The following is a 12,213-nucleotide window of genomic DNA, read 5'->3' as shown; positions in this document are numbered from 1 at the left end:
TGTTTTGTTAAAAGTTTCTAAGGGAAATGTAAAAAAACAGCAATTCTTTAAATATTATGTATTTTTGTTTTATCAATGAAACAATTTTTTCAGGAAATATCATCTCTTTTATTAGCATCTTTAGTGCTTATTTCTACATTTTCTTTTATTGTAGAGAAACACTATTGTGGTCGTTTCTTAGTGGACGTAGCGGTATATTCAAAAGCTAAAGATTGTGGTATGGATATGATGGACCATGAAGATTCACCGGGTGATCATGTGAAAAAAAAATCATGTTGTAAAGATGAAATTGTAGTTTTAGAAGGTCAGGATGAACTCAAAGTATCATTTGATCAATTAGAGTTTTCTGATCAATTATTTATAACTTCTTTCTTTTATTCTTTTGCAGATCTTTTCCTTTTGCATAAGGAAAAAGCATATATTCCAAAAGAGTATTCTCCTCCCGAAAGGTATAAGGATGTACAAATCTTATTCGAGACTTTTTTAATTTGATTTAGGCTATTGTTGTTTGTTGGACAAAACTAGGTTTTGTTTGATACGAATCTTTGGTTGTTTTATAGCAAGCAAATAAAACTGATAATAGACTAAATTTTATATGTATGCTTAACAAATGCATTAAGTTTTTTATAGAAAATAAATTTATAGCGTTATTACTCCTATTTATTTTTGTAGGCTTTGGGTTGGTATATTCTCCTTTTTCTTCGGATTTAGGCGTTTTACCAAGCGATCCCATTTCGGTAGACGCAATTCCTGATATAGGGGAGAATCAACAAATCGTTTTTACAGAATGGAAAGGAAGATCCCCACAAGATATAGAGGATCAAATAACATACCCTTTAACAAGTGCTTTATTAGGAGTTCCTGGTGTTAAAACCATTCGTAGCTCTTCTATGTTTGGAGTATCTTATGTATATATCATTTTTGAAGAGGATGTGGAGTTTTATTGGAGTCGTAGTCGCATTTTGGAAAAACTAAACTCTTTACCTAATGGCTTGTTACCTTTTGGAGTTCAACCTTCTTTGGGGCCTGATGCTACAGGTTTAGGGCAGATATTTTGGTATACGTTAGAAGGAAGAGATGCAGACGGTAACGTAACAGGTGGTTGGGATCTGCAGGAATTAAGAAGTATTCAGGACTATTATGTTAAATATGCTTTATCCTCGTCTTCTGGCGTTGCAGAAGTAGCTTCCATAGGTGGGTATGTGCAGGAATATCAAATTGATGTAAATCCTGAATTGCTAAAACAATATTCCATAGAATTACAAGAGGTTGTGAACGCGGTTAAAGAAAGCAATCGTGATATAGGAGCACAAACGTTGGAAATTAATCAAGCAGAATATTTTGTCCGAGGCTTAGGATATATTAAGTCAATAAATGATTTAGAAAATGCGGTAGTGCGTTCTAAAGATTATGTGTCTATCCGTATAAAAGACATTGCAAAGATTTCACTTGGACCAGCTTCAAGACGCGGTATTTTAGATAAGGAAGGAGCAGAGGTTGTTGGAGGTGTGGTAGTAGCAAGATATGGTGCTAATCCAATGGAAGTAATAAGTAATGTAAAGAACAAAATACAAGAACTAAGTTCTGGATTACCGTCAAAAACACTAAAAGATGGGAGAACCTCTCAGTTAACCCTTGTGCCTTTTTATGACAGATCTGAATTGATAAAAGAGACGTTATGGACATTAAAAGATGCCTTAACGCTGGAGGTACTTATTACGATACTCGTAGTGTTGATGATGCTAATGAACTTACGTGCCTCCATTTTGATTTCGACCTTATTACCTGTGGCAGTTTTAATAGTTTTTATCATGATGAAAATTTGTAAGATAGATGCTAATATTGTAGCCCTATCAGGTATAGCAATTGCAATTGGTACTATGGTTGACGTTGGAGTCATACTTTCAGAAAATATTATTAGACATATTAAGAGGAATAAGGACGAATTACCCATTAATACAGTTGTTTATAATGCCACTACAGAGGTGTCAAGTGCAATTTTAACAGCTGTATTAACAACGATTATAAGCTTTGTGCCTGTTTTTATGTTGATAGGGGCAGAAGGAAAACTTTTCAGACCATTGGCTTTTACCAAAACCATGGCGCTAATTGCTTCGATTGTAATTGCATTGTTCTTAATACCTCCTTTTGCAGCGTTTTTGTTTAAAAAACGTTCCATAACAAAAGGAATAAATTATCTAATTCAATTTGTTCTTATTATACTAGGTTTAATAAGTGTTTTTAATAATTTGTATTTGGGTATAGTACTTATTGTCTTTGGCCTTGTTCAAATACTTTACACCACAGATAAGATTTCTAAAAAAACAACAAATAACATCTATATCATTGTTTCTGGGATAACGGTTGCTTTTCTGTTAGCTATACATTGGAGACCTCTTGGAATTGATAAAAGTGTTTTTTGGAATTTGATTTTTGTTGTGTTCCTATGTGCAGGTCTAATAGGGAGTTTCTTTCTGTTTCAGAAGTATTATGTTCGTATGTTGAACTGGGCACTTCGTAATAAGTTATTATTTATGTCGCTGCCGATAACGATTGTAATTTGTGGAGTTATTATTTTTCAATCTTTAGGTAAAGAGTTCATGCCTTCGCTTAATGAAGGAACGTTTCTATTAATGCCTACTTCATTGCCGCATGCTGGAGCCGATGAAAATAAAAGAGTGCTGCAACAATTAGATATGGCAGTAGCAAACATTCCGGAGATAGCAACAGTAGTTGGTAAGGCAGGAAGAGTAAACTCTGCACTTGATCCAGCTCCCTTATCGATGTATGAGAATGTTATCATCTATAAACCTGAGTTTGCTATAAATGCAGAAGGAAAACCACAAAGGTTTAAAATAAATAATGACGGACTTTTCGAATTAAAAAATGGAAGTTTTGTTGCTAGTCCCAATGCAACAAAAGAACAACTAATTCCTGATAAGGATGGAGCATTTTATAGAAATTGGAGAGTCCATATAAAATCCCCCGATGATATTTGGGAAGAGATCACCAAAGTGACCAAATTACCAGGAGTTACTTCTGCTCCAAAATTACAGCCTATAGAAACCAGGTTAGTGATGCTTCAAACAGGAATGCGATCACCGATGGGAATAAAAATACAAGGGCAAGATCAAAAATTAATAGAGAGTTTTGGATTGCAATTAGAAACTGTTTTAAAAGAGGTAAAGGGAATTAAAACGGAGACAGTTTTTGCTGATAGAGTAGTTGGTAAACCTTATCTTTTGATAGAGCTCGATAGAAATCGTATAGCAAAGTATGGAATATCTGTAGAAAAGGTTCAAAAAGAGCTGGAAGTTGCTTTAGGAGGTAAAAAAGTCTCACAAACAGTAGAAGGTAGAGAACGATATGATATTAGAGTTAGATACCCTAGAGAACTACGAGCTAATCCAGAGGATTTAAAGAATATATATATTCCTATTCGGCAAGGCACTTCAGTTCCTTTAAGCGAACTAGTAACAATTAGATACGGAAAAGGCCCTGAGGCTATCAAAAGTGAAGATACTTTTTTAGTCAGTTATGTGTTGTTTGATAAAGTAGCTGAGTATGCAGAAATAGATGTCATACAAAATGCAAAAAAAGTGTTACAAGAGAAGATAAATAGTGGTGAATTAATAAAATCAAAAGGAATCAATTATAAGTTTACTGGAACTTATGAAAATCAACTACGTTCGGAAAAATCACTTTCTATTATTGTTCCTTTAACCTTACTTAGTATTTTCTTGATCTTGTATTTTCAGTTTAGGTCTATAACAACTTCTCTGATGGTGTTTATGGGGGTGATCGTATCTTTTGCAGGAGGTTTTTTAATGATTTGGTTATATGGTCAAGGTTGGTTTTTGGATATTGATATATTTGGTGATAATCTAAGATCTTTGTTTCAAATACAGAAGATAAACCTAAGTGTAGCTGTATGGGTTGGTTTTATTGCATTGTTTGGAATTGCTACCGATGACGGAGTTATTATGGCAACATATCTAACACAGACTTTTAAGAAAAATCACCCTGTAACTATCAAAGCAATTCATGAGTCTGTAATACAGGCTGGTGAAAAACGAATACGACCTTGTTTAATGACTACAGCAACTACCATTTTGGCGTTGCTTCCAATACTAACATCAACAGGAAGAGGAAGTGATATTATGATACCAATGGCGATTCCAAGTTTTGGTGGAATGTTTATCGCTTTGATTACTTTGTTTGTAGTTCCGATCTTATTCAGTTGGCAACAAGAATTTGTATTAAAAAAAGAAAATAGAATTGAGAAAGACGCATAAAAAGAATAAAATGAATTTAAGAAAGATAACTTTTTTTCAAAATATGATTCCTTGGATAACTCTCAAAACACTTATAAGTTGTGGTTTGTTGTTTTTATTCTTTCAAGGGGTAAAATCGCAAACGCTACAAGATTATATAAAAGAAGCAAAAGAAAATAATCCCGAGTTAAAAGCCTTTCGGAATGCCTTAAAAGTTAGTGAAGAAAGAGTCAATGAGGTAGGAGGACTACCAAATACAACTATCGGAACAGGGTATTTTGTTAGTGAGCCAGAAACTAGAACAGGTGCACAAAAAGCAAAGTTTAGTGCACAACAACGCTTACCTTGGTTTGGTACTATCAAGGCAAGAAAAGAAACAGCATCTTTAGAGAGTGAGGTTTCTAAAAATGAACTAGAAATTGCGATTAGAAAAATTACCTTACAAGTAGAACAAGCGTATTACAATTTATATGAACTAAAAGCAAGACAAAATGTATTGACTAAACAAGAAGAATTGCTGGATACCTACATAAAGATTGCGCTTAAGGAAGTTGAAAACAATAGAGCTTCAACCGTAGATGTATTAAAACTAAATATTGCAAAAAATAATCTTCAAAACGAAAAGGAAATTTTAAAGGGTGAAATTCTTACTTCGGAAACCGTTATGAATCAACTTTTGCATAGAGATGGTTTTGATCCGCTGATTGTGCCTGACAATCTGTTTATTCCGGATGAAGAACCAACCATGATGTTAGATGATATTACATTTCATCCAGAATTAATGACCTACGATTTTTTGAACGATTTGTTAGATAAAAAAGAAGATGTGAATACGAAAGAAGCCTTACCATCAATTGGTGTTGGTTTGGATTATGTTATAGTTGAAGAAAGACCAAATATTGATTTTTCGGATAATGGGAAAGATATAGTAATGCCTTCTTTATCACTCTCGATACCTATTTTTTCCAAAAAACATTCTTCTAGATCTAAACAATACGAACTTCAAAAAGAAGAGGTGTATCAAAAAAGAGAAGCTTCGCAAAATAGTTTAGAAAATATGATGGAAAAAGCAATAAATAATAGAATTACAGCTCGAATTAATTATGATACTCAGCAAAAAAATATCGAACAAGCAAAACAAGCCGAGCAAATTATTGTATCAGGTTATGAAACTACCCAGTTAGATTTTGAAGAAATACTGGATGTACAGCAAATGCTATTAAATTTCGAAAATGAGAAAGTAAAAGCAATAGCTCAATATTTTAAACAAACAGCAATTTTAAATTACTTAAGATAAAACAAACCCATAATAAAAGATATAGTCATGAATAGAATAACGTATAAAGTATTAGTGCTCCTAATAATCGGACTAATGATGTCCTGTGCAAAAGATAAAAAGGAATCAACAAAAAATATTGATGATACTCCGGTAACCGAAGAAGTAAGTGAAAAAGAAGATAAAGACCTGGATCTTACATCATCAAAAAGCGAAGTGGTTTTTAGCGATGAAAAAATTACCAAATTATATAACCAATATCTTTTGGTAAAAAAACAATTAGTCAACTCTAAAGCAAAATTAGTACAAAAAGAAGCTAAAAAATTGGAAGAGTTGTTGGACGATTCAGATGAAAATAAACAATTGAAGGCAACTACAAAGCTTATTTCTCTTACGAAAGAGATCAAAAAGCAGAGAGATTTTTTTGTTACGTTAACAGAAGAAACTGAAAAAATAATAAATGGAGCGACTATTACCTCTGGAAAAGTGTATAAGCAGTTTTGCCCGATGGCTTTCGAAGGAAATGGAGGGTATTGGTTGTCTAATTCTGATGAGGTTCGTAATCCTTATTACGGGAATGAGATGCTTACTTGTGGTAAAGTAGATACAACCATACAGTAAAAACTATACAATGCTTTTTTGCGGAGTTAGGAGGATAGATTTTTAAACGATTACTAAAATTTAAACGTGTGAAAGTGAAGTATCACATAGAAGGGATGACTTGTAACGGATGTCGAACTCAGGTAGAACAAATACTGAATTCGATAGCTGAGGTAAAAGAAGCCCGCGTAAATCTTGAAACAAAAGAAGCATCTTTAGTTGTGCATAAGCCTTTGGGTATTGATGCAGTATTAAAAGAGATGCCTAAAAAGTACACCATAACAGAAAAGAAAGAAGATAAGTCAAATGCTTATCATGTTGCCGCCACTGAAAATAAAACTAGACAGTTATTTCCTCTTTTCTTAATTCTGGGGTATATAACAATGGCATCAGTATTACTGAATTATAAACAATGGGATACCGATAATTTTATGATGGATTTCATGGGATTGTTCTACATTGTTTTTAGCTTTTTTAAGCTATTGGATCTGTCAGGGTTTGCTAAATCTTTTGCGATGTATGATCCGCTCGCAAATAAGCTTTCCTCTTACGCTTGGATATATCCCTTTATCGAAATTGGTTTAGGGCTGATGTTCTTAATGCGATTTAATATCCCGATAGCTTTATTAGTTACGATAGTAGTTTTAGGTATTACCACATTTGGAGTAACAAAAGTATTGATGGATAAAAAAAGCATTCAATGTGCCTGTTTAGGAACAGCATTAAAGTTACCAATGACGAAAGCTACATTTATAGAAAATGCTATCATGCTTGTTATGGCATTTATAATGCTTTTTAATAGTTAAGTATATGGTTAAAAGAAAAACAGCAATTTGGATTAGAAAAGCACATCGTTATTTAGGATTGTTTCTTGGAATCCAGTTTTTGATGTGGACGATAAGTGGATTGTATTTCAGTTGGACGGATATTGATGAAATACATGGAGATCATTTTAAAAAAGAGCAGGAAAAGATAGTCCATAGCAATTTAAAAGGATTGGATATCATCACTTCTAGAATGGAAGTTTCTGCATTAGAACTGAGAACGATTGCTAATAAACCATATTATTGGGTTAATGATAGTATTCTGGTAGATGCATCCTCTGGATCTATAAAGCCAGAAATTTCTGAAGAAGAAGCCTTAAAAGTTGCAGAAATGCAAATGCGAGACGATTTACAAGTAATCTCGATCGATTATATAACTGAAGTCGATAAGCATCATGAATATAGAGGCAGGTCTTTACCAGCTTATGTGATTAATTATGATCATCCCGAAAATGTAAAAGCGTATGTTGCAGCTTTAGATGGGTCATTTCAGCGAGTACGACATCAATCTTGGAGATGGTTTGATTTTTTATGGATGACCCATACCATGGATTACGAAGGGAGAGATGATTTTAATACAGTGGTATTACGAATCTTTTCTCTATTAGGACTTATCACAGTAATAAGTGGCTTTGTATTGTGGTATGTCTCGTCCAGTACGATTAGAAGAATGATAAAAAAGTAATTATGGAGAAGAAAAGTGCCATTTATTTGATAGTAGTATTATTTGTTGGTGTTGGAATTGGATATCTACTTTTTGGAAGCTCCTCCCAATCGAACTCGGATCATGCTCATGATGAAAATACTGAAGTTGTTGATCAAATTTGGACGTGTTCTATGCACCCCCAGATTAAACAATCAGAGTCTGGGGATTGTCCAATATGTGGAATGGATTTAATTCCTACTACAAATATGACAGCTGATTTAGATATAAATCAATTTAGAATGACAGAAAATGCTATGGCATTAGCTAACATTCAAACATCTATCGTTGGAGATGGAAGTACGAACTCCCAAGAGATAAGACTATCTGGTAAGATTGAAGAAAATGAAGAAGAGACTACAGTGCAGGTTACTCATTTTACGGGTAGGATCGAAAAACTTTTGGTAAACGCAATCGGAGAGAAAATAGCTAAAGGACAAAGAATTGCTCTAATTTATTCTCCAGAACTAGTGGCTGCACAGCAAGAATTATTAACTGCGGCAAAGCTTAAAGAACAGCAACCTGAATTGTATAAAGCAGTAAGAAATAAATTAAAACTTAGAAAACTATCTGAGAACCAGATTAATCAAATAGAATCTTCTGGTAATATTATGGAAATGTTCCCCTTGCATGCGCAAGTTTCAGGGATAGTTTCTGAAAAAATGGTCGAGGAAGGCAATCATATAGAAAGAGGACAAGTATTATATAAGATTTCAAATTTGAATACGGTATGGGCAAATTTTGACGTGTATGAAAATCAGATCTCTATAATACAAAAAGGACAAGAGATCAATATAATGACCACTGCATATCCGGATACTAAGATAAAAGCGAAAATTTCCTTTATAGATCCAATTCTTAATAAAATTTCTAGAACGGTTAGTGCTAGAGCTGTATTAACTAATAAAGATGCTTTGTTTAAACCAGGAATGTTTATTGAGGGAGTTATTTCAGTCTCTGATAATGACCTAGAAAAAGAGAATATAGTAGTGCCTAAAAGTGCAGTGCTTTGGACCGGAAAGCGGTCATTAGTATATGTAAAAAAGAAGGGTATAACACCAGTTTTTGAAATGAGAGAAGTAGTATTAGGGAACTCGAATAGTGATTCTTACCAGATCTTGTCTGGATTACAGAAAGGAGAGGAAATAGTTACTAATGGAACCTTTACTGTAGATGCTGCGGCACAATTACAAGGAAAAAAGTCAATGATGAAATTAGGAGGCAATCAAAGTGATTCTGCAAAAGATGTAGATTTTGAAAAAGTTGCAATATCTGTTGACTTCAGAAAATTGTTCAATCAAGCATTGTTGTCTTATTTTAGTCTCAAAGATGCGCTGGTGGCTAGTGACGCGAATCTATCTGCTACTTTTTCGGAGAAAATGTTATCGCAATTAAAGAATCTAAATATTTCAGAATTACCACAGGAAGAGTTAGCGTATTTACAAAACCTTAAAAAGCATTTACAAGGTATTTCTGATAAAGAAGAGCTAATAAATCAAAGAGCTCATTTTAAAGATCTGAATAAAAATTTAAATCTGCTAATCCATAAAATCGGAAACACTTCTGAAACAATCTACATACAAAAATGTCCTATGGCTAATGATAATAAAGGAGCTATATGGTTAAGTAAAGAAAAGGAAGTTAGAAACCCTTATTTTGGTGATGCAATGCTTGCTTGCGGTAGTGTAATCAATACTTTAGAGCGCTTGTAGCTTACTTAGAATTATTATGTTTAAAGCTTTGATTTGTAAAATAATACAATTTTATTTTAATGGTTAAGCAAAACGACGTATCTTTAAATTAGGGAAATATTGGATTACGTTTTTTAAGAGATTACAGTTATTACTAATTGTGCATTATGTTTTTAAAGAAAAAGCATTAAATGTGCAATGATTTTTTATGTGATACTCAAGCAAATAAATGTGATCAGAAAAGATTGGGAATATGATTAAAAAACTACTTTTTATTACATTTTTATCCTTACTATTTTCATGTAAGGAAACACCTGTACAAACAGTGACTAGTGCGAGTACACTAGCATTGCTGGAAAAATCTAAAGCTATTCAGTTACGAGCAGAGAGAGTCGAACAACATATGAAAGTTTGGCAAGATTCTTTGGATCGATTCGGAAGTTCAGAGAAGTCTAAAGTACAGTTTAAAGATGATGAATTTGTAAATATAGAAGAGCTTTCTAACTTTTTTGTATTGGATATGAAATATGCTACAGAGGATAACTTTCTTAAAAAGGCGGTGTATTCTTGTGCTAAATGTTTTGTAAGAGGAGTTGTAGCAAAAGCATTGATTAATGCCAATAAGGATTTTATGGAAAAAGGATATAGAATCAAGCTTTTTGATTGCTATCGCCCTCATAGTGTACAAAAGAAAATGTGGGAAATATTTCCTAATCCAGGTTATGTGGCAGACCCCAAAGGAGGATCAATTCATAATAAAGGAGCTGCGGTAGATATTACATTAACGGATTTACAAGGAAATCAATTAGACATGGGTACTGATTTTGATCATTTTGGGAAAGAAGCACATCATTCTTATAAAGCTTTGTCAGATGAAATCCTTGCCAATCGTAAGTTGCTAAAAGAAACTATGGAAAAGCATGGTTTTTCTACCATACGAACCGAATGGTGGCACTATAATTTTAAAAACAAAAAGTTTAAGATTGCTGATTTTAAATGGAAGTGTGGTTAGGACATAACTGCTAACAACAACATCCGCATAAAGCGGATGTCATACGAGCACAATTATAAAATCGGAAAAAATTAGAATTGTTCAGTTTCTGTGTTTGTTAGCCAACTCTTTCAAATAATAGTTGAAATTAGTTTACGGTCAGAAACATATCATCTATCTATAAGTATCTATAGGCTTGTGTGGTCAAGAATTCTTCAAATCTCTCATCAGTTACTAGTTTATAAAAAATCTGAACTGCATTTTGATAATTTTTACCATTAAAAAGATCTGTTCCAGCTTGTTTCTCCACAGTTTTTAGTTCATCTTCAAAAAGCATATGGAACATGTTGGAGTTCAATCGTAAACCATTGTCTAGTTTCACCTCATTTTTAAGCCATTGCCAGATCTGCGTTCTACTGATTTCTGCTGTTGCAGCATCTTCCATTAAGTCGTACAATGCTACAGCACCATTTCCTCCTAACCAGGTAGCGATATAATGAATACCAACATTGATATTTTCTCGGATTCCTCTCTCGGTGATCGTTCCTTGTGGGATTTCTAAAAGGTTCTCTTCGGTAACAATTACATCATTTCTTTTTACATCTAGTTGATTAGCTTCAGGCATGTGCATATCAAAAACCTGCATAGCTAAAGGAACTAGTCCAGGATGTGCTACCCAAGTTCCGTCATGACCATTCTTTACTTCACGTTCTTTATCTACTTTCACTTTTGCAAAAGCCTGATTGTTTCGCTCTTCGTCATTTTTGATCGGAATTTGAGCCGCCATACCACCAATAGCTAGTATATTTCTTTTGTGACACCTTTGGATCACTCTTTTGCTATATGCATCCATAAATGGACTGGTCATCGTAACCTGAGCTCTATCTGGAACTACAAAATCTTTATGATTTCTCAATTTTTTGATATAACTGAATATATAATCCCATCTACCGCAGTTAAGTCCTACGATATGCTCTTTTAATGCATAAATAATTTCATCTAGTTGAAAACTTGCGGTAATCGTTTCTACTAACACAGTTACTTTAATCGTAGCATGCTCTAATCCTAAGTATTCTTCTGTGAAATCAATTACATCATTCCACCAAATTGCTTCTGTAAAATGTTCCAATTTTGGAATGTAATAGTAAGGCGCAGTACCATTTTCTTTTAATCGCTCATTATTATGAAATACATAAAGAGCAAAGTCGAATATAGAAGCACTAATTTCTTTACCTTCAATTAACAAGTGTTTTTCATTAAGGTGTAAACCTCGTGGACGTACAATTAAGGTAGCAATCTCTTCATTAAGTTGATAGGTTTTGTCTTTTTTAGGATTGTAAAACGAAATAGTTTTGTTGACGGCGTCCTTCAGGTTTTTTTGACCTTGTAAGCAGTTTTCCCATAAGGGTGCATTACTGTCTTCAAAATCTGCCATAAATGTTTTGGCACCTGAGTTTAAAGCATTGATGACCATTTTTCTGTCCACTGGACCAGTAATTTCTACCCTACGATCCTGAAGATCAGCTGGAATAGGAGCAGCGCACCACTCGCTATTACGGATCTCTTTCGTGTTCTCCGGAAAAGCTGGATAAGTTTCTAAATCAAACAACTGTTGTTGCTGTTCTCTGTTTCTTAAAAGTTCTAATCGTCTTTCGTCAAAACGATTATGCAAAGCCTCTAGAAAAGTTAAAGCACCATCCGTTAGAATTTCTGGATGATAATTTTTCACCTCTTTCGTAAAGCTAATTTTCTGACTTAGGTTTGTTTGAGTTTCCATAACTATATCGTTTGAGTGAACAATATTAAAAAAAAGTTTTTTATAAAACAAGCGAACGTTCGCTAAATGTGAATTTT

9 protein-coding genes are annotated in these 12,213 nt (G+C 33.6%); 8 read left to right on the top strand and 1 reads right to left on the bottom strand.

All coding sequences use genetic code 11. The features are described from left to right. The first annotated feature begins 75 nt into the window (after window positions 1–75). The 8 genes from ABD077_RS00410 (at window position 76) to ABD077_RS00375 (ending at window position 10,380) form a co-directional block, all read left to right on the top strand. Window positions 76–492: an HYC_CC_PP family protein gene (locus tag ABD077_RS00410; protein ID WP_343909404.1), complete on the top strand. Its 417-nt coding sequence runs from the start codon at window positions 76–78 to the stop codon at window positions 490–492. Window positions 493–599: 107 nt separating this feature from the next. After that, window positions 600–4,295, top strand: coding sequence for an efflux RND transporter permease subunit (locus tag ABD077_RS00405; protein ID WP_343909402.1), 3,696 nt, complete (start codon window positions 600–602; stop codon window positions 4,293–4,295). A gap of 10 nt (window positions 4,296–4,305) precedes the next feature. Then, window positions 4,306–5,571 (top strand): TolC family protein, encoded by a 1,266-nt coding sequence (locus ABD077_RS00400; RefSeq protein ID WP_343909400.1) that lies wholly within the window; start codon window positions 4,306–4,308, stop codon window positions 5,569–5,571. Window positions 5,572–5,598: 27 nt separating this feature from the next. Further along, window positions 5,599–6,171 carry a DUF3347 domain-containing protein gene (locus tag ABD077_RS00395; protein WP_343909398.1) on the top strand — a complete coding sequence of 191 codons (573 nt, stop codon included), beginning with the start codon at window positions 5,599–5,601 and terminating at the stop codon, window positions 6,169–6,171. A gap of 74 nt (window positions 6,172–6,245) precedes the next feature. Next, window positions 6,246–6,956: a heavy-metal-associated domain-containing protein gene (locus tag ABD077_RS00390; protein ID WP_343909396.1), complete on the top strand. Its 711-nt coding sequence runs from the start codon at window positions 6,246–6,248 to the stop codon at window positions 6,954–6,956. Window positions 6,957–6,960: 4 nt separating this feature from the next. Next, window positions 6,961–7,659, top strand: a complete 699-nt coding sequence (locus ABD077_RS00385) for a PepSY domain-containing protein (RefSeq protein WP_343909394.1) — start codon at window positions 6,961–6,963, stop codon at window positions 7,657–7,659. A 2-nt stretch (window positions 7,660–7,661) separates the two neighbouring features. Next, on the top strand, window positions 7,662–9,389 hold the full coding sequence (locus tag ABD077_RS00380) for an efflux RND transporter periplasmic adaptor subunit (RefSeq protein WP_343909392.1): 1,728 nt from the start codon (window positions 7,662–7,664) through the stop codon (window positions 9,387–9,389). Window positions 9,390–9,621: 232 nt separating this feature from the next. After that, window positions 9,622–10,380 carry a M15 family metallopeptidase gene (locus tag ABD077_RS00375; RefSeq protein WP_343909390.1) on the top strand — a complete coding sequence of 253 codons (759 nt, stop codon included), beginning with the start codon at window positions 9,622–9,624 and terminating at the stop codon, window positions 10,378–10,380. A 157-nt stretch (window positions 10,381–10,537) separates the two neighbouring features. Here the strand turns inward: ABD077_RS00375 and aceB are convergent, their stop codons facing one another. Then, entirely contained in the window at window positions 10,538–12,136 is a 1,599-nt protein-coding gene (gene aceB, locus ABD077_RS00370) for a malate synthase A (protein ID WP_343909388.1), read from the bottom strand. Window positions 12,137–12,213 lie beyond the last annotated feature (77 nt).

The organism is Aquimarina litoralis, assembly GCF_039523995.1.
In the GTDB taxonomy this organism is placed as follows: Bacteria; Bacteroidota; Bacteroidia; order Flavobacteriales; family Flavobacteriaceae; genus Aquimarina; species Aquimarina litoralis.
This window is presented reverse-complemented; position numbering and strand designations above follow the sequence as displayed.

Excerpts from the sequence above, each read along its gene's own strand:
- ABD077_RS00400 (WP_343909400.1), top strand. The coding sequence starts at position 4,306 with ATGAATTTAAGAAAGATAACTTTTTTTCAAAATATGATTCCTTGGATA.
- ABD077_RS00375 (WP_343909390.1), top strand. The coding sequence starts at position 9,622 with ATGATTAAAAAACTACTTTTTATTACATTTTTATCCTTACTATTTTCA.
- ABD077_RS00395 (WP_343909398.1), top strand. The coding sequence starts at position 5,599 with ATGAATAGAATAACGTATAAAGTATTAGTGCTCCTAATAATCGGACTA.
- ABD077_RS00405 (WP_343909402.1), top strand. The coding sequence starts at position 600 with ATGCTTAACAAATGCATTAAGTTTTTTATAGAAAATAAATTTATAGCG.
- ABD077_RS00385 (WP_343909394.1), top strand. The coding sequence starts at position 6,961 with ATGGTTAAAAGAAAAACAGCAATTTGGATTAGAAAAGCACATCGTTAT.
- ABD077_RS00380 (WP_343909392.1), top strand. The coding sequence starts at position 7,662 with ATGGAGAAGAAAAGTGCCATTTATTTGATAGTAGTATTATTTGTTGGT.
- aceB (WP_343909388.1), bottom strand. The coding sequence starts at position 12,136 with ATGGAAACTCAAACAAACCTAAGTCAGAAAATTAGCTTTACGAAAGAG.
- ABD077_RS00410 (WP_343909404.1), top strand. The coding sequence starts at position 76 with ATGAAACAATTTTTTCAGGAAATATCATCTCTTTTATTAGCATCTTTA.